The organism is Aurantimonas marina, assembly GCF_017183135.1.
GTDB lineage: Bacteria > Pseudomonadota > Alphaproteobacteria > Rhizobiales > Rhizobiaceae > Aurantimonas > Aurantimonas marina.
In genome coordinates this window covers 483,065-502,925 of sequence record NZ_JADDXW010000001.1, presented here as the reverse complement: position 1 = coordinate 502,925, position 19,861 = coordinate 483,065, and the positions used below count along the sequence as shown (strand labels likewise).

Annotated in this window: 21 protein-coding genes; 6 read left to right on the top strand and 15 right to left on the bottom strand. The window is 67.4% G+C overall.

Annotated features, from left to right (window positions below):
- Nucleotides 1–21 precede the first annotated feature (21 nt).
- The 9 genes from ING15_RS02380 to ING15_RS02340 all read right to left on the bottom strand — a co-directional run bounded on the left by ING15_RS02380 (nucleotide 22) and on the right by ING15_RS02340 (nucleotide 8,469).
- The gene (locus ING15_RS02380; RefSeq protein WP_206453150.1) at nucleotides 22–801 is read right to left on the bottom strand and encodes a hypothetical protein; all 780 of its coding nucleotides are present in this window, start codon (nucleotides 799–801) and stop codon (nucleotides 22–24) included.
- 55 nt (nucleotides 802–856) lie between these two features.
- Nucleotides 857–1,678: an ABC transporter permease gene (locus ING15_RS02375; RefSeq protein ID WP_206453249.1), complete on the bottom strand. Its 822-nt coding sequence runs from the start codon at nucleotides 1,676–1,678 to the stop codon at nucleotides 857–859.
- Nucleotides 1,679–1,698: 20 nt separating this feature from the next.
- On the bottom strand, nucleotides 1,699–2,490 hold the full coding sequence (locus ING15_RS02370; RefSeq protein ID WP_206453149.1) for an ABC transporter ATP-binding protein: 792 nt from the start codon (nucleotides 2,488–2,490) through the stop codon (nucleotides 1,699–1,701).
- A gap of 117 nt (nucleotides 2,491–2,607) precedes the next feature.
- A complete protein-coding gene (locus ING15_RS02365; protein WP_206453148.1) occupies nucleotides 2,608–3,201 on the bottom strand; it encodes a hypothetical protein in 594 nt (197 codons plus the stop codon).
- Nucleotides 3,202–3,254: 53 nt separating this feature from the next.
- Entirely contained in the window at nucleotides 3,255–4,229 is a 975-nt protein-coding gene (locus ING15_RS02360; RefSeq protein WP_206453147.1) for a YVTN family beta-propeller repeat protein, read from the bottom strand.
- Nucleotides 4,230–4,453: 224 nt separating this feature from the next.
- Nucleotides 4,454–5,092 (bottom strand): response regulator transcription factor, encoded by a 639-nt coding sequence (locus ING15_RS02355; protein WP_206453146.1) that lies wholly within the window; start codon nucleotides 5,090–5,092, stop codon nucleotides 4,454–4,456.
- Nucleotides 5,089–6,450: a sensor histidine kinase gene (locus tag ING15_RS02350; RefSeq protein ID WP_206453145.1), complete on the bottom strand. Its 1,362-nt coding sequence runs from the start codon at nucleotides 6,448–6,450 to the stop codon at nucleotides 5,089–5,091. The genes ING15_RS02355 and ING15_RS02350 overlap by 4 nt, the downstream gene beginning before the upstream one ends.
- A 136-nt stretch (nucleotides 6,451–6,586) precedes the next feature.
- Entirely contained in the window at nucleotides 6,587–7,255 is a 669-nt protein-coding gene (locus ING15_RS02345; protein ID WP_206453144.1) for a class I SAM-dependent methyltransferase, read from the bottom strand.
- Complete coding sequence (locus tag ING15_RS02340; protein ID WP_232845496.1) at nucleotides 7,252–8,469, bottom strand: ABC transporter substrate-binding protein; 1,218 nt, start codon at nucleotides 8,467–8,469, stop codon at nucleotides 7,252–7,254. The genes ING15_RS02345 and ING15_RS02340 overlap by 4 nt, the downstream gene beginning before the upstream one ends.
- Before the next feature lie 181 nt (nucleotides 8,470–8,650).
- Between ING15_RS02340 and ING15_RS02335 the strand changes: the two genes are divergently transcribed.
- From ING15_RS02335 to ING15_RS02315, 5 genes are all read left to right on the top strand, one after another.
- The gene (locus ING15_RS02335) at nucleotides 8,651–9,181 is read left to right on the top strand and encodes a DUF3280 domain-containing protein (RefSeq protein ID WP_206453143.1); all 531 of its coding nucleotides are present in this window, start codon (nucleotides 8,651–8,653) and stop codon (nucleotides 9,179–9,181) included.
- Complete coding sequence (locus ING15_RS02330) at nucleotides 9,178–10,245, top strand: (5-formylfuran-3-yl)methyl phosphate synthase (RefSeq protein ID WP_206453142.1); 1,068 nt, start codon at nucleotides 9,178–9,180, stop codon at nucleotides 10,243–10,245. The genes ING15_RS02335 and ING15_RS02330 overlap by 4 nt, the downstream gene beginning before the upstream one ends.
- A 196-nt stretch (nucleotides 10,246–10,441) precedes the next feature.
- Nucleotides 10,442–11,083: an amino acid kinase family protein gene (locus ING15_RS02325; protein WP_206453141.1), complete on the top strand. Its 642-nt coding sequence runs from the start codon at nucleotides 10,442–10,444 to the stop codon at nucleotides 11,081–11,083.
- Between the two features lie 83 nt (nucleotides 11,084–11,166).
- Entirely contained in the window at nucleotides 11,167–12,570 is a 1,404-nt protein-coding gene (locus ING15_RS02320) for a DUF6513 domain-containing protein (protein ID WP_206453140.1), read from the top strand.
- Nucleotides 12,571–12,607: 37 nt separating this feature from the next.
- Nucleotides 12,608–13,183 (top strand): DUF447 domain-containing protein, encoded by a 576-nt coding sequence (locus tag ING15_RS02315; RefSeq protein ID WP_206453139.1) that lies wholly within the window; start codon nucleotides 12,608–12,610, stop codon nucleotides 13,181–13,183.
- A gap of 62 nt (nucleotides 13,184–13,245) precedes the next feature.
- Here the strand turns inward: ING15_RS02315 and ING15_RS02310 are convergent, their stop codons facing one another.
- Nucleotides 13,246–14,274 carry a hydantoinase/oxoprolinase family protein gene (locus ING15_RS02310; RefSeq protein ID WP_232845495.1) on the bottom strand — a complete coding sequence of 343 codons (1,029 nt, stop codon included), beginning with the start codon at nucleotides 14,272–14,274 and terminating at the stop codon, nucleotides 13,246–13,248.
- Nucleotides 14,275–14,347: 73 nt separating this feature from the next.
- Between ING15_RS02310 and ING15_RS02305 the strand changes: the two genes are divergently transcribed.
- Nucleotides 14,348–15,046: a HisA/HisF-related TIM barrel protein gene (locus ING15_RS02305; protein WP_206453137.1), complete on the top strand. Its 699-nt coding sequence runs from the start codon at nucleotides 14,348–14,350 to the stop codon at nucleotides 15,044–15,046.
- 151 nt (nucleotides 15,047–15,197) lie between these two features.
- Here the strand turns inward: ING15_RS02305 and fae are convergent, their stop codons facing one another.
- The 5 genes from fae to ING15_RS02280 form a co-directional block, all read right to left on the bottom strand.
- Nucleotides 15,198–15,707 carry a formaldehyde-activating enzyme gene (gene fae, locus ING15_RS02300; protein WP_206453136.1) on the bottom strand — a complete coding sequence of 170 codons (510 nt, stop codon included), beginning with the start codon at nucleotides 15,705–15,707 and terminating at the stop codon, nucleotides 15,198–15,200.
- Nucleotides 15,708–15,951: 244 nt separating this feature from the next.
- Nucleotides 15,952–16,836, bottom strand: coding sequence for a triphosphoribosyl-dephospho-CoA synthase (locus tag ING15_RS02295; RefSeq protein WP_206453135.1), 885 nt, complete (start codon nucleotides 16,834–16,836; stop codon nucleotides 15,952–15,954).
- Nucleotides 16,833–17,780: a RimK family alpha-L-glutamate ligase gene (locus ING15_RS02290; RefSeq protein WP_232845494.1), complete on the bottom strand. Its 948-nt coding sequence runs from the start codon at nucleotides 17,778–17,780 to the stop codon at nucleotides 16,833–16,835. Before ING15_RS02290 ends, ING15_RS02295 begins: the two co-directional genes overlap by 4 nt.
- On the bottom strand, nucleotides 17,773–18,744 hold the full coding sequence (gene mch, locus ING15_RS02285; RefSeq protein ID WP_206453134.1) for a methenyltetrahydromethanopterin cyclohydrolase: 972 nt from the start codon (nucleotides 18,742–18,744) through the stop codon (nucleotides 17,773–17,775). Before mch ends, ING15_RS02290 begins: the two co-directional genes overlap by 8 nt.
- Nucleotides 18,741–19,856 (bottom strand): ATP-grasp domain-containing protein, encoded by a 1,116-nt coding sequence (locus ING15_RS02280; protein WP_206453133.1) that lies wholly within the window; start codon nucleotides 19,854–19,856, stop codon nucleotides 18,741–18,743. Before ING15_RS02280 ends, mch begins: the two co-directional genes overlap by 4 nt.
- Nucleotides 19,857–19,861: the final 5 nt, after the last annotated feature.

Sequence of the window (19,861 nt, the reverse complement as noted above, 5' to 3'; positions counted from 1 at the left end):
CGCGCGTTTCGAGCTGTCCGATCACAGTGCGCTGGCGATCGCCCGGCCGAGGCCGAAGGCGCGTTGCTCAATCAGCACCGGCACCTCGCAGACATAGGTGAGGGATTGGCGGCGCTCGTCGAAGATGCGGGTGTCCCAGACCAGCGCCTGACGCGCTTCCTCGATCTTGGTCGGCGAGGCGTCCGGCCGCTGCCGCAGCCTGGCGAATTCCGCGCTCTCCTCGCGCAATCTTTGCGCCAGCGCCTTCTGCTTGGCGCCGTAGCGCTCGATGCCGGCCATCACCTCGCCGCGTTCTGCATTCAGCCGGTCGAGGATGTCGATAAACAGCGCCGTTGCCGTTGCCTGACGCTCGGCTGGTGGGAGTTCATGGACGGACGCCCTGACCATGGTCTCCGCCTCGTCGAGAGAATGCCGGCGCGCGACGACCCGGTCGACCAGCGCCCGCATCGCCTCGGTCCGCTCGACATCTTCGGCGCGTGAGAGGTCGGGGCCGTTCCAGATCTGGGCCGGCGAGATCGTCTCGACGCGGCGCTGGACGCAGGGCCAATCGGTCGTCGCCTTTTCCGGCGTGCGGGCGAAGGCCATCGGGTCGGCCGGGGCTTCGGACGGGGCGGCGGGCCTAGATGCCCCGGCTTCCGGCGCGTTGACGGGCGGCGGACCGGGAAGGACGAAGCCTTCGGGAATGTCGCGCGGCGCCGCGCCATTCTGGGCGGTCGCCATCGTCGGCCACAACAATGCGACGCTCCCGCCCAGAAACAAGCAGGCAATCCGAATCCTCGTGAACTTGCGGTACGCGGTCATCACGACCTCCCTCGATCGCGCTTGGGCCGGGTTGCGAGGTCCTGGCGATGGCGGCTCATTGGCGCTTGCGGCTGATCAGGCCGCGCGCCGGATCGTAGGCGAGGATGGCGCCGCCGAGGAAGACGATGGTGCAGCCGACGACGACGGCGAGCGCTTGCCAGTTGATCTCGCCGTAAAGCGCGAACCGCACCAGTTCCACCGCGTGGGTGAACGGGTTGAACAGGGTGATCGTGTAGAGCAGTGGGCTCGATTCCTGCACCCGCCACAGCGGATAGAGGGCGGAGGAGGCGAAATACATCGGGAAGATCACGAAGTTCATGACTCCGGCGAAATTCTCCAGCTGCTTGACCAGCGAGGACAGGAGCATGCCGAGCGAGCCGAGCATCAGCCCGGTGAGGATCAGCGCCGGCAACACATAGGGATAACCGGTCCAATGCGGCTGAACTTCCCAGAACCAGGCGATGGCGAAGAACACATAGACCTGGACGATGCCGACCGCGACGCCGGCGGCGAGCTTGGAGACGAGCAGGAACCAGCGCGGCAGCGGCGAGACGAGCAGCGTCTTCATGGCGCCGGTCTCGCGGTCGTAGACCATCGACAGCGACGACTGCATGCCGTTGAACAACAGGATCATGCCGACGAGGCCGGGCGTGATGTAGACCTCATAGAGAATGTAGGTCTGGTAGGGCGGCGTGATCGAGACGCCGAGCACCTGGCGAAAGCCGGCGGCGAAGATGAACAGCCAGAGCAGCGGGCGCACCAGCGCCGAGACGAAGCGCTCGCGCTGATGCAGGAAGCGCAGTGCCTCGCGCCAGACGATGCCGCGAAAGCAGATGAGATAGGCAGACAGCGGAAAGCCGCCGGGGGTTGCGTCCACCGGAACGCTTGCCGGGGTGCTCACGAGGCCATCTCCGGTTCGACGGTGCTCCTGGCCAATCCGGTGAGGCGGGTGAAGGCCTCGCGGATCGAGCCGGCGCTTTCCGCCGCGACGATATCGGGGACGTCGCCTTCGGCCAGAACCTTGCCATTGTGGAGCACCACGACCCGGTCGGTCTCGTCGATCTCGTCGATGAGATGGGTGGCCCACAGGACGCTGACGCCTTCCTCCTTCACCAGCCGCCGCACCTCCGAGACGATCTCGGCGCGCGAGCGGATGTCGAGGCCGACGGTCGGCTCGTCGAGCAGGATCAGGCGGGGCCGGTGCATGAAGGCCCGGACGATCTCGATGCGCCGAAGCTGACCGCCGGAGAGGTTGCGCGCCTTCTCGCCCATCCGGTCGATGAGTTCGGAGCCGTGGAGGATCTCCGTGATCCGCAGTTTGGCGTCCGCACCGGTCATTCCGTGCAGGGCGGCGTGGTATTTGAGGTTCTGGCGGATCGACAGGTCGAGATCGAGCGTGCGGGCCTGGAAGACGACGCCCAGGCGGCGCAGCGCCTCGCCCGGCTCCTCGTTCAGGCGGCGGCCGAGAATGCGGATTTCGCCATCACGGACGTTGAACAGCCGGGTCACCAGCGAGAACAGCGTCGATTTGCCAGCACCGTTGGGGCCAAGGAGTGCGGTGAACGAGCCCTGCGGGACGGCGAAGGAGACGTCGTCGAGGGCCTTGCGGGCGCCATAGGAATGGCTGACACGACGAACATCGAGCGCGGGAGGAGCGTCCGGCGTCCCGGCGCTAAGATCGGGTGTCATTGTCGCGGCATCTAAGCATCGTGCTCCGTTGCGGTCGGTGGAACCCGCCGGCAGCCTATCGCGGGGCCGGTCGGGAAAACAGGTCGGAAGTGGGGTTCGTGGCGGCGCCCATCCGCGCTAGGGAACGATGGTGATCGTGCCTTTCATGCCCTGTTCTTCGTCGAGTCCCTCGACATACCAGTCGTAGCGGCCGGGCCGGGTGGTCTGAAACTGCACGGTGATTACGCCGGCCGCGTCGAATTCCAGCCAGGCGGGCGGGCCGGCCATGTGAACTTCAAGATCGGAGATGACGATCTGGTTCATCCAGACATTGCGGAAAAAGCCGGGCGCGTGGAACTTGTATTCGAGCCCACCCTCGGAGGCGATGTCCCAGCGATAGGCCTGGTTGGCCCGAAGATAGATGTCGGTGTGACTGACGGCGAACGCGCTGTCCGGGGCGCCGAGGACCAGCGGCGTGACGATCTGGCTGGACAGCGAGACGGGCGGAAGGCCGATCTGGTCGCCATTGAGGGCGCTCGCCGGCATCAGCTCGGAGCCCTTCGGGATGGTCAGATCCGCAGCCGTTGGCACCATCGCGGCGCCGGTCGCATCATCGTCGTCGTCGTTATTAGCTGCCGCCTCTCCCGCTGCCCCCGCGTCCTGCGCGGCAACGACCGTAATCGGCGCGAAGGCGAGGATCGCCGCCATCAGCAAGAGCCAGATTCGTTTCATTGCTCGGTTCTCTCCCAAAAGTCCGCGTTGTGCGCCTCGCTCCGTCCGCCAGCTTATTCGCCGGGGGTGACGGCGATGCCCCAGGGCTGTTGCCCGACCTGGACAGACTTGATCACCTCGTCATCTTCGACGTCGATAATCGAGATGTCGTTGGAGACGCCGTTGGTGGTGAAGAGGTGCGTTTCGCCCGGCGAGAAGGCCAGCTGCCAGACCCGCTGGCCGACGAGCAGATAGTCGACGACCTCATAGGTCTTGGCATCGATCACCGCGACGCGGTTGGCCGGCCCGAGCGCAACATAGGCCTTCTTGCCGTCCTTGGTGATCCTGACGCCGACCGGCTGGATCGCCTCGGAGCGAATGCCTTGAATTTCGAAGGTGATCTTCGCCTTGATCTCCTTCGTGGCCGCGTCGATCACGCTGACCGTGCCGCCGATCTCGGCCGACACCCAGACCTCGGAGCCGTCCTGCTTGTACTCGGCGAAGCGGGGCCGGGAATCGACCAGGACGTTGGCGGTGATCCGGTGGCTCTCGCGGTCGATGAAGTGCGCCATGTTCGTCGTTTCCGACGTGTTGACGATGGTGGTTCCGTCCGGCGAGACCGCCATGCCCTCCGGCTCGACCCCGACCGGGATTTCGGCGAGGCGCGCGCCGGTTTCGAGATCGATCGCGGTGACGAGATTGTCGTCCTCATTGGCGACATAGAGCCGCTTGCCATCCGGCGACAGGATCAGCAGTTCCGGGTCGGGGCCGGAGGGGAGGGTCTTGAGAAACTTGTAGGTCGCCGTGTCATAGACCTGGATGGTGTCGTCGTCGCTGGCGCAGACGAAAATCTGGCTGCCGTCGGCGCTGACGGCGATCCCGCGCGGCCGCTGGCCGACCTCGAAGGTGTCGATGACCGAGAAATCCTCCGAATCGAGGACGGTGATGTCGTTGCCCTTCTCGTTTGAGACGAAGATCTTGTAGGCAAAAGCGGGGCTGGCCGACAGCGCCAGCGTCGCGGCGAGAGCCACGCTCATCAGTCGTCTCATGACCCGCTCGTTCCTTCTGTTCGATTGCCGGTGCCCACCGTCCATCAAACCACGTAGCGCCATCCCGCCGATCCTGCCGCGGTGGAACGAGGTCGCCCCGATCGTCCCGGCTTTGGGAGCAGCAGGGCGGGAAGCAACCTCGATGGTGAAAGCTAAGCAGAGGATTTCCGGCGCCACAACGGGACAACTTCCCGTCTTCCCGAAAGCCGGCGAAACCCTGAAACTCATGGCCGCTCGCGATCGAGCATCCGGCCGCCCTTCGTCTCCAGCGCAAAGCGCACGAGGTCGGAGGTGCGGTCGACGCCGAGCTTCTCCTTCATGCGCGAGGAGGTGTTGGCGATGGTCTTGTAGGCGACGCCGAGCCCTTGCGCGATGTCGGTGAGGCTCTTGCCCTCGCCGAGCATGTGCAGGATCTGCAATTCGCGCCGCGACAGCTCCTTCGTTCCGCCTTCCGCGGTCTCGTGGCGGGCCATCAGCGCCGTCGTCTCGCTGTCGACATAGCTTTCGCCAACAAGCGCCTTTTCGATCGCCACCAGGAGCTCGTCGGTCGGCGCGCTCTTCGAGACATAGCCGAGCGCGCCGTCGCGCCGGGCCGAGGCGGCATAGACGAGGTCGGAATACATGGAGAAGACGACGACTTTCGCCTTCGGGTCGTCGGCGCGCAAGCGGCGCAGGGTGTCGAGGCCGCTGCCATTCTTCAAATTGATGTCGAGTACGGTGACGTCCGGCCGGAATTTGCGAAACTCGGCCAGCGCCTCGGAGGGGGTTTCGGCCTCGGCGATCGCCGTCGCCGGCAAAGCCTCGACCAACCGCCTGACGCCGTCGCGCACAACCGTGTGATCGTCGACGATCAGGATCTTCATGCCGCGTCTCCACTCTCGTCGGAGACTACCGCGCCGGGAGTAATGCTGTCACGGGAAAGCGGCACCCGGCCTTGCAGCCGCACGCCGGGCGGCAACGGCACCTGCGACACCGTCAATTCGCCGCCGGCCGCCTCCACCCGCTCGCGCATGCCGATCAGCCCGAATCCGCCGGCGGTGCCGGTCTCCCGAAGGCCGCCGCCATCGTCGGTGACGCTGAAGGCGAGGTCGCGGTCGGTCTCCGCCAGCCGGACGGCGATGCGCGTCGGCGCGCCGTGGCGCAGTGCATTGTCGAGCCCCTCGCGCACCGCCCGGTGAACCAGCATCTCCAGCGGCCCGCCCCAGTCGCCTTCGGCCAGCTCCGCCGAAAAGGCGATATCGGGATGGCGGCGGGACAGCTCGGCGACCAGTTCCTCGATCGCGGCCTTCAGGCCAAGGCCGGGGGTGAGGCCGGGCCTGAGATCAGTGAGGATGCGCCGCACCTCCTGCCTTGCGCGGTGGGCGGCGGTCTTGATCGCTTCGGCGCGGCCCGTCACCGGCTGTTTGGCGCCGGCGAGGCGGGCGATGGCCGAGGCATCGACGTCGATGGCAAACAGCAGCGGCCCGATGTCGTCGTGGAGGTCGCGCGCCAGCTCCGCCCGCTCCTCGTCCTGCAGCCGCGACAGCTGTTCCGACAGGCGGCGGTTGCGGGCGGAAATCTCTTCGAGCCGCGCGGCCATCTCGTTGCAACGGGTGGCGAGCGCCCGCATTTCCGGCGGCCCGGACGGCGCGACGCAGGTCGTATAATCACCGCCGCCGATGCGGGTGAAGGCCGCCTGGATCGCCCCGAGCGGCCGCAGCGCACGGTCGGCGACCACCCAGATGGCGGCAAAGGCGACCAGCACGAACAGGACGAGAATGGCGAGGCCGACGGCGAGATCGGTCCAGGTGGTGGCGATCTCGTTGCGCGGGTCGATCGAGACCGCGACGGCGGTCATCGGCAAGGCGGCGCCGGACAAGGGCATGACCGTGGTCGCGGTGTCCGGCGCGAGCAGGCGGACGAACCAGTCCGGCAGGGCGCCGTAATTCTTGGCGGGCGTGGAAAAATCGCGCACCGCGCCGGTGGAATCGATCAAGAGTACCTGCACGTGCCGGTCGCCGTTGAAGGCACGCACGAAGCTGGCAAGTTCCGCCGCCGTGTCGCGCGAGGCGGGCAGCTTGGCGACGAGCTGGGCAACCCGGTTGGCGGCGACGCTGCGGGCGGCGGAGAGCTCGGCCGCGACGTTTTCGCGCGCCTGATCGTAGGTCAAGAAGGCGCCGATGATCAGGATCGCCAGGAACGCGGCGCTCAAGGTGGCGGCGAGGCGGGTTTTCAGGGACACGGGCGGGCGGGACCGGGTTGGATGAGCGGCGGGGATTGCCCGGCGGAGGCTATGCGGGAAGGGGGGCGGGGGGAAGGGGCGTTGATGCCCGACCCGGTTCCGAAAGCGTCTCTGCGGCCGGAAGGCGCGGACCGCTTCAGTCCGCTCCCGTATCCTTCACCGCGACGATAAAGACTGCAGCGTTGTTTTTCGGCTGCCATTCCTGGACGATCGTAAAGCCACCTCGGGTCAGGCTGCCCTCGAGATCGGCCTTGCCGAAGATTCGGACGAGGGGAATGACACCGAAAAACCGCCCGATCGGCGCTACCAGTCTGAACCATTTCATCCCGTCGGCCAGGCATGCGGTACTGGTGACGAAGGCGCCACCCGGCTTCAGGAGGGCCGCGACCCTGGCGATGGCGGCGTCCCTGTCCTCCACAAGATGCAGGAGGTTGAGGGCGAGGACCGCGTCGAAGCTTTCATCGGGGACGGCGATGTCCTCCACCGCCACGCATTCGAACGCGACATTCGCGATGCCGCTCTCTGCGGCCTTGGCGCGGGCGATCTCGATCATCATGGGCGAGATGTCGGTGGCTCGGATGTGCGCGACGTAAGGCGCGTGGGCGATCGCCGTCGAGCCGGTGCCGCAGCCAAGCTCCAGAACCTGCATGTCGTGGCGCAGATGGTCGCGCGTGATCCTCAGCTTGGTCTCATAGGCGGCTTGATCGGTGATCGGGCGCTTCGCATAGCGCGCCGCCATCCTGTCCCAGAAGCGGGCGGAAGATCGCGTTTGGCTGGTTGCTGTGCGGTCGTCGGCTTCGGTCATCCCCCCATCTTACACGCTGTTTCCGGTCGATCGACCCCCAGCGTGTCGAGTTCGGAGACCCGGTGCAAAAAGCCCTCCTGGGGCGAGGCGGAGACCACCGAGGCTTCGGTGCCGAGCAGCACCGGCTGGCGCAGCTGCCAGTCCCAGTCGCGAAACGTCAGCCGCTGGCCCTTGAAGGCGGCGACGGTGAAATCCGGTCCCTTGATGAAGGCGTCGATCGTCGCGGGGGCAACGGATTGCGTGCGCGAGGCGGCCTCGCCGATCACCCTTATCGCGGTCCAGACCTGCATGTCCTTCGATTCCATGCGGCGGCCAGCGACATCCTCGAAGCGGTTCTGAATCTGCGCTCCACCCCATTGCTCGCTGGCCGGGTGCCAAGAGCCCGGCGTCAGCCCGGCGGTGCCGGCGACGGGGCGCGGAATCCAGGTGCGCCAAGGCACATAGGTACCGAAGACCTCGCTCTCGTCGGCGACCAGCAGGACGTCGTGCTCGGGCAGATCCTGCAGGAACACAGGGATCTGGCGCTGCACCAGCGCCTGGCCGGAATCGGTGGCGCGGGCGCCGCCCTTGTCGGCGAAGATCTTCTCCGCGACGATCTTGCCGCCGAACTTCTTGGCGGAGCGCTTCAGCGCCTCGGCGAAGAGCTGGTCGTTTTCGTGGTCGCCCTCGACCAGCGCCCAGTTCCGCCACTGTTTCCACATGAGATACTGCGCCAGACCGTCGGTCAGCATCGCCCGCGACGGGGCGGTGTGCAGCATATTGGCGCGGCAGCCCTCGCCGCGCAGCCGGTCGTCTGTTGCGCCGGCGTTGAGGATGAGGGCGTTTTGGGGTTTGGCGAGATCGGCCACTGTCAGCGTATCCTCCGGCGACAGATCGGTGACGATGTAGTGGATGCCGCTCGCGAGCATGTCTTGCGCCGGCTGGGTCACGTCGTCGCCGGGGGCGAGCGTGGTGACGTCGAGGGTGAAATTCTGGCCCATGAAGGAGCCGGTGGTGTTGTTGTCAGCGATCGCCACCGTCGCGCCGGCCAAGCCGATGTCCTCCGGCGGAATGTCGAGGGCGGACAGCGCCAGGGTGCGCTCATAGGTTCTGAGAAAGCCGATCTTGACCGTCTGCGTCGTGGGCGCTTCGGCCGGTGCCGTGGCGTCGGCGGCCGGTGGCGCGGCGGGGGCGGCGTCCTGCGCCTGGGAGCCGCCAGTCAGGAGGAGGAACATCGCGATTCCGCAAAGGACCCGCCGCAAGCGGTCTCCCATTCCTTTCGACAAGGCCCGTTCCTCCCATTCCGCTGCCGGCCCGGCCGGCGGACTTTCGCAATTAGCGTCTTGCCGCGCGACCTTCAAAGCTTATGACTCACTGCCAAGGCTGGGCGCCGAACCAGACAAGAAGAGAGCTTCCATGTGTTACGGACCCCGCATTCCGAGACAAGCACGACTTTTTCCCGTTGTCCTGGCGCTGTTCCTGGCCGCTCCCGCCTTCGCGGCAGAAAAGACTGTTGCCGTCTTCGATTTCGAGCTGATCGATTCCAGCCTCGAAGGCTCGATGATCGGAAAGAACCCGGACGAGCAGACCCGGCTTGAGACCATGGCGCCAGCGCTGGCCGCGGATATCGACACGCTCGGGGGCTTCGCCAGCGTCGACATCGCGCCGGTGCGCGACAAGGCGCTGGCGCAGAATCTGGAAAGCTGCGGCCAATGCGCGCTGAGCTTCGCCAAAACGCTCGGCGCCGACATCGCCGTCACCGGCACCGTCCAGAAAGTGTCGAACCTGATCCTCAACATCAACGCCTATGCCTTTGAGGTTGAGAACGGCCGGCCGATCGCGCGCGGCAGTGCCGACATCCGCTCCAACACCGACGAAAGCTGGCGCAGGGGGATCGCCTATCTGTGGAAGAACGTCCTGAAAAAGCAGTTCGAGGCGGCGCCTTGATCCGCCTGCTGGCCAGCGTCACCGGACCCGAGGAGGCCGAGATCGTCATCGAAGGCGGTGCCGATCTCGTCGATCTGAAGGACCCGGCGAAGGGCGCGCTTGGGGCGGTGCCGCCGGCGGTGCTCGACGCGACGCTGCGCGCCGTCGCCGGCCGGCGGCCGGTCTCGGCGGTGGCCGGCGACCTGCCGATGGAGCCGGCGGTGGTCAGGCGGGAGGTCGAAGCCCGCGCGGCTGCCGATTATGTGAAGATCGGCCTGTTTCCGGCGAGCCGCGAGGCGCGCTTGGCCGTCATCGCGGCGCTGCGCGAGCCGGCCTCCCGCGCGCGGCTGATCGCGGTGTTCTTCGCCGATGGCGACCCGGATTTCACGCTGTTGCCGGTGCTGGCCGAGGCTGGGTTCGCGGGTGCGATGATCGACACGATCGGCAAATCCAGCGGCCGGCTGCTCAAGCATCTGTCGTTGGTCGAGCTATCGGATTTCGTCGCCACGGCGAGGCGGCTCGAGCTGATGACGGGGCTGGCGGGCTCGCTGGAGCCACCGGACGTGCCGCGGCTGGCGGTGCTGAAGCCCGACTATCTCGGCTTTCGCGGCGCGCTGACGGCGGGGCCGCGCGACGGGCCGGTCGATCTTCAGGCGGTGCGGGCGATCCGCGCGCTGATCCCGGCAGGTGGAGTCCCTTCGAAGAGCGCTGCATCGCCCTCGGCGGCGGGCGACCGGATTTTCGTGCGCGACTTCACCCTGCCGATGGAGATCGGTGCCTATGGCCACGAGCGCGGCCGCACGCAAGAGGTGCGGTTTTCCGTCGAAGCCGAGATCGAGCCGATCGCTACGGGCGCCCGGACGATGGCCGAGATCTACTCCTACGACGTGATCATCGACGCGATCCGCAGCCTTGCCGCGCGAGGGCATACGGACCTCGTCGAGACGCTGGCGCTGGACCTCGCCCATACGGTGCTCGCCGACGTCCGCGTCCGCGAAGTGACGGTGCGGGTCGAGAAGCTGGAGCTCGGTCCCGCGGCGGTCGGGATCGCGGTGACGCGACGGCGCGCGGCCTCCGCCCCGTAGGGTGGGAAGCGGCCATGCAAAATCAGCGCTTTACAGCGGCCGCGAAGCGTCGTTCTCTAATCTTCAACCGCTGGGCGCCACCTGGCTCCCACGGGCATTCGAGCCGCCGAACAAGGCTGCCGGTGAGAATGAGATGCCAGGTCGGCCGGGCTTGCATCTCGGGGAGAGACGCATCCGAAGGGCAGGTGGGCAAAGCATGAGGGACATTCTGGTCGTCAAGTTTGGCGGGAGTTGCGCAGCGTCTTCCGACCTTTCTCGCTGGGTCGCGGCGATCGAGCAGGCGCAATTGCCGATCGTCGTCGTGCCGGGCGGCGGGCCGTTCGCCAATGCGGTGCGGCGTTACCAGCCGCGCATGGGCTTTGACGACGAGGCGGCGCACGAGATGGCGATTCTCGCCATGGAGCAGTTCGCCTGCGCGCTCGTCTCTCTCGGCAAGCGGATGGTGAAGGCGGCGGACGAAGCCGCGATCATGGCGGCGCTCGAACGCGGCGATATTCCGGTCTGGATGCCCCGCCAACTGGTGCTGGCGGCGCCCGAAATACCCAGGAATTGGAGCGTGACCTCCGACAGTTTGGCCGCCTGGCTGGCGGGACGGCTGCCCGGGGCGCGGCTTTGCCTTTGCAAGCAAATCGATCTTCCGGAAAATGCCTCCATCGATGCGTTGGCGGGCGCGCAGATCGTTGACGAGTGTTTCACCGAATTGCTTGACCCGGCGACCGACGTCTATGTCGCGGGACCCGCCGACCTGCCGCTCGCCGGTCCACGCCTGGCCGAGGGGGAGGTTCCCGGCCATCCGGTCATGCGGCGCCGCGTCCTTGCCGCGGCGAACGCCGGGTGAGGCGAAGCGCAGGGAGGTCGATTTCGGCGCTCCGCCTGACAGGCGGCTTTGCAGCCGCGCCAGAATGGTCGACATAGCCGGTCATGGCGCGGGAAAAACTGCTCTTTGTGACCGGACATCTGGCGCGGCTCCGGCTCGAACGCGTGCTGCAAGGACTCGGTGCGACCCAATTCGACTGGGCGATCGCCGATATCGGTGTGAAGGTGGCCGCGCTCGCCACCGGCGAAATCATCGCGCGGCGGCTGCAACAGCCGGTGGTGGCGGATCGCGTCATCCTGCCCGGCCGCTGCCGCGCAGATCTCGACCGCCTCTCCCATCACTTCGGCATCCCCTTCGTGCGCGGACCGGACGAAATCGCGGATTTGCCCGCGTTCCTCGGCCGCAAGGGTGCGCCGCCGGATCTGTCGCGGCACGACATGCGCATCTTCGCCGAGATCGTCGACGCCTCGGCGCTGTCCGTCGACGAGATCCTCCGGCGGGCGGAGGCGATGCGGGCGGCCGGCGCCGACGTTATCGACCTCGGCTGCCTGCCCGACACGCCCTTCGCGCACCTGGAAGACGCGGTGCGGGCGCTGAAGGACAAGGGCCACCGTGTCAGCGTCGATTCCGCCGATCCGGACGAACTGGCGCGCGGCAACCGGGCGGGGGCGGACTTCCTCCTGTCGCTGACCGAGGCGACGCTGGCGATCGCCAGCGAAGGCGAAGCCGTGCCGATCCTGGTGCCGGCCCGGCCCCAGGATTTTGCCTCGCTGGAACGGGCGATCGCCGGCGCGCGGAAGATGGGCACCGCCTTCATCGCCGACCCGATCCTCGATCCCATCCATTTTGGCTTCGCCGATTCGCTAGCGCGCTACCATCGCCTGCGGGAGGACTATCCGGACGTCGACATCCTGATGGGCACCGGCAACCTCACCGAGCTCACCGACGCCGACACGTCGGGGATCACGGCGACGCTGCTCGGCATCTGTTCGGAGTTGACGATCCGCAATCTCCTCGTCGTCCATGTCAGTCCGCACACGCGAGCGACGATCGCCGAGCACGATGCGGCAAGGCGGATGCTCCATGCCGCCCGCGAGGATGGCGCGCTGCCGCGCGGCTATTCGAGGGCGCTGCTGCAGGTGCATGACGTCAAGCCCTTCGCGTCGACGCCGGACGAGCTTGCCGAGCAGGCGGCGGCGATCAAGGATCGCAATTACCGGATCGAGACCGCCGAGGACGGTATCCACTTCTACAACCGCGACGGGCATTTCATCGCAACCGACGCGTTTGAGCTCTTCCCCAAGATCGCGGTCGAGGGCGACACCGGCCACGCCTTCTATCTCGGCGCCGAATTGCAGAAGGCGGAGATCGCCTGGCGGCTCGGCAAGCGCTACGCCCAGGACGGGGCGATCGATTTCGGCGTCGCCGCGCCGCCGCGCGCAGAGGACAGGACGAAGCTCGAAGCGGCGGGGCATACGTTAAAGGCGAAAAAAACGCCATCATCGTAGCGGCCGACCGCCGTGCGGTTTCCATCAAGAGAGAGCGATGCCCTATATCCGCGAGACCATCCTGACCACCTGCTCCGCTTCGGGCGCGGTCCACATCGCGCCGCTCGGGATTATCCAGGAGGGCGAGGGCTGGGTCGTGGCGCCGTTCCGCCCCTCGACGACGCTGGCCAATCTGGAGGCGACCGGCGTTGCCGTCGTCAACTACACCGACGAGGTGAAGATCTTCGCCGGCTGCCTGACCGGGCGCAAGGACTGGCCGCTGACGCCGATCGACGGCTGCAAGGTGCCGCGGCTCGAGGCCGCGCTCGCCCATGACGTTCTGGACGTCGTCTCCGTCACACCGGACGCGCAACGGCCGCGCTTCACCTGCCGGGTCGCGGCCTCCGGCCAGCACCGGCCGTTCCAGGGCATGAATAGGGCGAAAGCCGCGGTGCTGGAGGCGGCGATCCTGGTCAGCCGGCTCACGATGCTGCCGGCCGAGAAGATCGAGGACGAGATCGCCTATCTGAAGATCGCCATCGACAAGACCGCCGGCCCCGACGAGGAACAGGCCTGGTACTGGCTGCTGGAGAAGGTGATCGACCATCTCGCGGAGGTCGAGAAGGAGAAGTGACCGGCGGGCGCCCGGCGCTCCCGCCGGTCGGGAATTGATCAGGCGACGATGGCTGGACTGGTTCAGCCGCGGCTTTCGGCTAACAGCGCCAAGGCCGCCGCCGGCGCGGCGCGGCAGATGTCGTCGCGCATGTCGCCCGGGCAATCGAACAGATCGGAGAAGTCGACGACGCCGCGGTCGAGGCGGGCCGCGAGACGGCGCAGCACGGGCCGACCGGCGCCGGCGACAACGACAGGCGCGTCGTCGCTCAGATCTTCGCGCGACAGAACCTGCAGCGCCGCGTCGTGGATGTGCCGCATCTGCGCCTCGGCGAAGGCATGGGCGAGCCATTCCCAGGCGCCGTCGCCGGCATCCGCGGCATCCATGCCCACCATGCGGGCAAGGCGCCGGCGTGAGGCATCGACCGTCTTTTCCTGATTGTCGGCGGCCGGATGCAGATCGTCGGCCTCGTCGAGTATGCCGATGACGCGCTGAACGTCGGCCATCGTGGCAAAGGACTCGTTCATCACCGGGATCGAGCGACCGGCGAATGGGACACGCTTTTCCACCGCCATCAGGGGTGTGCGGGTATAGCCTTGGTAGACCAGTTCGCCGTGAACGAGCCGGTCACGGTCGGTGAATCCTCGGGCGCGGACGTGGCCGTCGCTGACCGGCACGATGTCCGTCGTGGTCGAGCCCATGTCGAGAAACAGCGCTTCCTCGATCGAGGCGGCGGCGAGCGCCGCGCTGGCATGCCAGTTCGCCGAGGCGATCTCGGTCGCATGGGCGGCGGCATCGCCTGTCGAGACGAAGCCCGCGGCGCCGGCATAGAGCGAGATGTCGCCGGACAAACGCTCGGTGAAGACTCGGGTCAGCTGCTCGACGCCCTCCCGGCGCGAGGCGAAGATATCGGACAGTTCCCCGGTCATGGTGATCGCGTGGCGCTCGACGCCGGAGACCTCGTCGAGAATGGTCGCGAGAGCCCGATCGAGATGCGCAAGGCCCTGCCAGATCGGGCTGGGCTCCTGCCAGACTTTCAGGACGCGGTCCCCCTCGGCCAGCGCCGCCTTCAGATGCGCGCCGCCGACATCCCACCCCAGCGTTCTCGTCATGCTATTCCTGTCCGCTTCTGATACGCGCCATCCTATACCATCGAATGTTCGCGTGACGCGACCCGGAGGTTTTATGCGGATCATTCCGGTGCTCGACATCATGGGCGGTCGCGTCGTGCGCGGCGTCATGGGCGAGAGGCGGGGCTACCGGCCGATCAAGACCCCGCTGGCGGGCAGCGCCGATCCGGTCGCGGTGGCCAGGGGCCTGGCGGGACTGGGAGATTTTTCCGCCTTCTATGTCGCCGACCTCGACGCGATCGAAGGGCGGCCACCGAACGCGGCCGCGCTCGGCGCGCTGAACGAGGCCTTTCCGAAGACGGCGTTCTGGGTCGATGCCGGGCTGGAGACGGCGGCCGAGGCCGAACGCCTGCAACGGGCGCCGCGCCAGCACGCGGTGATGGGCACCGAATCGATCGCGGACGCCGCGGTCCTTGCGGCGCTCCCTCACCCGGAGCGGGCCATCCTGTCGCTGGATTTCAAGGGCGAGGCGTTTCTGGGGCCGCCGGAGATTCTCCAGGACACGACGCTCTGGCCGGATCGGGTGATCGTCATGACGCTGGCGCGGGTCGGCAGCGGCGCCGGGCCGGATCTCGACCGACTCGGCGCCATCGTCGCGCGCGCTGAGGGACGGGCGATCTACGCGGCTGGCGGCGTGAGGGGACCTGGGGACCTCGAAGTGCTGGAACAAGCCGGGATCGCCGGCGCGCTCGTGTCGACCGCGCTGCATAACGGGCGGCTGTCGTCTGAGGCGCTGCGACGCTTTGGCCGCTGAGGCAGCAAAAAGGGGCCGCTGGGGCCCCTTTTCCTGTGGTTCGCTTCCTTGGAAAGGTCGGTCTCTACTGGAAACCGAATTTGGCGGCCAATCGCCGGAGAAGGCCGGCGGGCATCGCCGGCTTGTCGTCTTTTCCGGGATGGTCTCTTGTCTAAGTCCCGGCGAAGGGATGCGATGCCGTGCCCTTCTTGGCGACGACTTCCTGCGCCGTCGGCGTGCCCTTGATGGCGCGCTCAATGGATTCCATCGTGGCCTGGTAGTTGTAGTCGCGGATCTTGGCGTCGTCCTCGGCTTCCCAGTGGATGAAGACGCCGACGCAGATGAACAGATCGTCGGCCTCGGCCGCCGGGATGATGCCTTTTTCGACCGAGTCGGCGACGGCGCGCGCGACGGCGGTCTGGGCCGGGCCGAACATCTGGACGGCCTGCTTGGCGCCCTTGATGGTGACCTTGTTGAACATCACCGTGTTCGGCTTGCACGGAAGGTTCGGGGCCACCACCGCGAGCAGCGTGGTGAAGCCGTCCTTGTTGTTGGTCAGCGAGTTGCAGAACGCCGACTCCGCCGCGCTGCCGCGCGGTCCGATGATGAGGTCGATATGGGCGACTTCGTTGCCTTCGCCGACGAGTGACTCGCCGACCATGACCTTGTTGACGGTTGCCATGAGCTATTCCTCCACAAATAGTCTGCTAACTGGTCCGGCGTCTCCGCCGGCCCGGTTAAAGAACTTCCGATTCCCGAAAGGCAAACATATCCACGCGCCTGGATTAGGCCGCACGACCGTTCCTCCTCCCGGTCGCCGGACCCGAGAGGTCCGGCATACGGCTATCCTTGTTGGCGGCGTCCCGCACGGGACCGGTTAGCCAGATAGCAAAAGGGTCAAATGGCCCCCTATGAACGACAGTCAATCACCACCGAACTGCTTCCGCAAGGTTCATCGCGAAAAGGCTGGCGACGGCCAGATCGGCCGACGTGCCGGGGTTGAGGCCTTCGCCTTTGAGTTCGGCGTCGAAGCTGAGGGCGAGTGCGAGGGCCGCGTCCGGATTTGGCTCTTGCTTCAAACGCTTGGCGAATTCGCGCATCCGCTTGCGGACGGATTCAGCGCGGCCTGGACCGAATTTGCGCAGGATGTGGCTGTCGGGAAAGCGGCTGGAGAAGGCGAGAAAACAGTCTAGGGCGGGACCCAGTCCCGGCAACGGTTTTCCGGCCGAATCGTCCGCTGCGATCGCGGCGACGCCGATCGCGAAGATCTCGCGAAATCCGTTGGCATATTGCCGGGCGACGAGATCGTCCGCCTCGGCGAGGCGCATCGCCTCGACCAGCCCGATCGACGGCGGCGAGCGGACGTCGTGCGTCGTCCTTTCGCCGAGACCGCCGGGGGAGGCGAGCGCGATCGCGGCGAAGACGTCGCGCGCGTCCTTCGGCCCGAGATCGGCGAGGACGGCTTCCAGCGCCCGGCGTAGTGCGTCAATGGGAGGGCCCGGCTTTGCGAAGAAGTCGCCGGCGACCTCCGCGGCCGCCGCGAGCGGCGCGGCGAGGAGCACGATGCCGAGATTGGTGTTCATGCCGGTCGCCGCCCAGCTTGCCTCTGTGGCGTCGAGAATGCGGGCGCCGACGCGGGCGCACGGCACGGCAATGAAAGGGGCCGCCGCGAGTGCTGCGGCCTCGAATGTCGCCGCGCTCATGCCGTGGCCGGGGGCGAAACGGTGGACATTCCCGGGCTTGACGGCGTCGAGCTCGGCCCGGCAGGCGGCGAGGAAGGCCGCCTCGATCATGGCCGGTTCGATGCTCATTCGGCTGCCGACAGAGGCCGAGAGGCGCCGGCCGCGCGCCGCGACTCCACCCGGGCCAGCAGATCGCGCGCGCGGATCGCGGCGAGGTCGCAGCCAGTGGCCTTTTTCAGCCCGGTCCAGGCGGGCATCGAATTGACCTCGATGATCTGGGCGCGTCCCGCCGCGTCGCGCAGGAGATCGACGCCGCAGAAATCGCCGCCGACGGCCTCTGTCGCGGCGACCGCGAGGGCTTCGAGGTCGCCCTCGGGCGGCATCGGCAGCGGTTCGGCGCCCTGCTTGACGTTGGTGATCCAGCTGGCGGCTTGGCGGCGCATCGATGCGACCGCCCGGCCGGCCGAGACGAGGATGCGCACGTCGCTCCAGCGCCCGGCCGTTTCGACCCCCGCGAAGCGTTGCAGGTAGTAGACGCCGCCGGCTATTTCCTCGGCCGCCGGCAGATCGTCGGCGGTGCCGAGCAGCTTCAGTCCCTTGCCCTGTGCCCCGAACAGCGGCTTCAGCACCATCGGTCCGTCTTCCCCCGCTAGAATCCGTGCGGCCTCGGTGCGCGATTCGACGGCGTAGCTGCGCGGGCTCGGCAGCCCGGCGCGTGCGAGCAGGAAGCTGGTCATCGACTTGTCGACACAGTTCTCGATCGCCCGCGCGTCGTTCGATACGAGGACTGCGAGCCGGGTGAGGGCGTGCAGCACCCCAAGCCGACGCGTCACCTGCTCGAAGCTGCCGGCATCCATGGTGCGCACACAGACCGCGTCGGGAAGGCTTCCGCCGAAATGCGGGATGGCGAGGCCGCTGGCCGAGCCGGTGTCGAAACCGATCTCGGCAAGGCCCGCAGTATGAACCTCCGCGCCGACGTTGCCGAATGCCTTGATCAGTTCGCGGGCGTGCCGGTCGATCCGCCCGGTGATGAGCAGAATTCGCGCCGGACCCAGGGGGCATGCATCAATCAAAGGATAGGTCGACGAGCTTCGGATCGACCGCGCCGCCTCTGAATGTCTCCCCGGTCTCCAAGGCCACGACCGCGACCTCGGCCGGTGAGAACAGCATCGGGTCGATCTTGTAGAAGTCGCCTTCGTACTGACGAAAAATCTCGGCGAAGGGCGTGCCGTAGTCCTTCGAGGTGCTGCTCGGAAGCTGCTCGGCGAGCGCCTTGGCGTCGGCGGCGGGACCGTTGACGTGAAGGAGGATGCGGCCGCCATAGATCACTGCGTCGTTGGTGCGGCCCATCGCTGTCACGAAATCCGGATGCGGGGGGCTGAGCGGGGCGGTGCCCATGCCCTCGACGATTTGCGACAGGTCGAATTTCAGCTCATGCGCCTTGTGCAGCGCGACTTCGACGACGCGGCCGACGATCTGCACCGAGCCGGCCAGACTCTGGGTCGGCGCGAAGATGATGACGAGATTGTCCGGTGCGACGTCGCAATCGGCGGCGATCTGGCGGACCAGCTTCTCAGGCGGTGGACTGGCCGCTTCGAGCACCAATGTCGCGACGTCACCGCGGTCGGCATAGGCGATGTGCTTGAACAATTCCTCCTTGCCGGCGAGCGCTCGCGCCGGACCCGATCCCATCGAGAAATAGGAATTCTCGCCGTCGCCGCTTTTCAGCTGCCAGCCGGCATACTGGCTGGCGAGACAGGCCACGACCGGCTGCGAGGATCGGACGGTCAGGGTGAACGGCCAGCGTCGCAGATGGGGCGAGGCTTCGAGGCTGACTGTACCGAGGCCGCCGAGACATATCTCGGTGATCAGCCGGCCGGCTTCGAGGCTTCCGGCCACCGATGCGCCCGCGTCGATCACGGTCTCGCCGGCCGCGCCGGTCGCGATGGCGAGCCGGAGTTCGGCCGCTCGCGTCTTCATCGCCGCGACCAGCGGAATGACGCCCTGGTTCACCGAAAGTCTCTGCGCCCCGCTCATGCGGCTTTCCTCCCCAGCCGTTCTTGCATGGCGGCGACGCGGCTGTCGAACAGCGCCTGGGCGGCGGCCGGATTCGCCGCCTTGGCGACGATCGTGCACAGCGGCTGACCGGCATGGAATGCGACCGGCGGGGCTGACCGGTCGCGCGTCCAGTCCGGCCAGACGAAGTGCTCCGGCAGCGTCACATCCGCGTCCACCCAGGCAAGGCCGGTCGCGCGCATCTGGCGCGGGCCGGCGAAGCGGTCCGGCAACCGCCCCTGACAGGCAGCGAGATGCAGGGCGAACAGCGGCTCCGCGTCGGTGTCGAAGACGTCGATGGTGGCGCCGGCACGCGGATTGATCTCGAGCATCACTGGGCCGCCGGGCGCGAGCACGAAATCGACGCTGCAAAGGCCGGTAAGAGGGGTGCGCGCGATGAGGCGTCCGATCTGCGCCAGAATGTCGCGACCTGCCGTTTCGGGTGGCTGCAGGGGGCCGACCGCGCCGCCATAGCGGTAGGGCTCGGCGGCCGACGGCGCCGCCCATTGCCGGGTGAACCCGAGCAGCGCGAGTTTGCCGCCGGCCGCGACGATGCCGGCCGACCACCGCTCGCCGGCAACGAAGCGCTGAAAATAGCGGTCCGGCGCCGGCGGCTCGCTTGCCGCCGGTCGCACATGGCTGCCGCCGGCGCCGCCGACCTGCTTCGACAGCCAGCCCGACGGATCGGCCGGTGCTTCCCGCCGGATCTCGGGATGGGGGACGTCAACCTCGGCGCAGAGCGCGGCGAAGCGCTCGGGGTTCTTGAGTGCCCGCACGGTAGCGGCGTCGTTACCGAGCAGCGGCCAGCGCGCCGCGATCATCTCGATCAGCTCAGGCCTATCCTCGAAACCGGCACCGTAGACGAAGCCGACCGGCGACTGGCCTTGCGCCAGCCGCTCCAGCGCGTCCAGCAGATCGCCGCCGTCGAAGCCGTCCGGATAATGGCCACGCAGAACCTCGCCGCGACGGGCGCTCTCCTTCAGGTCGAGATCGCCGAAGAAGTCGACCGCCAACGCGTCGTAGCCGGCGCGCCGCGCGCTCACGGCGATCTGACGGGCCGAGAAGGCGGCGACGAGGACGGTCGGGCGGGTCATGGCGA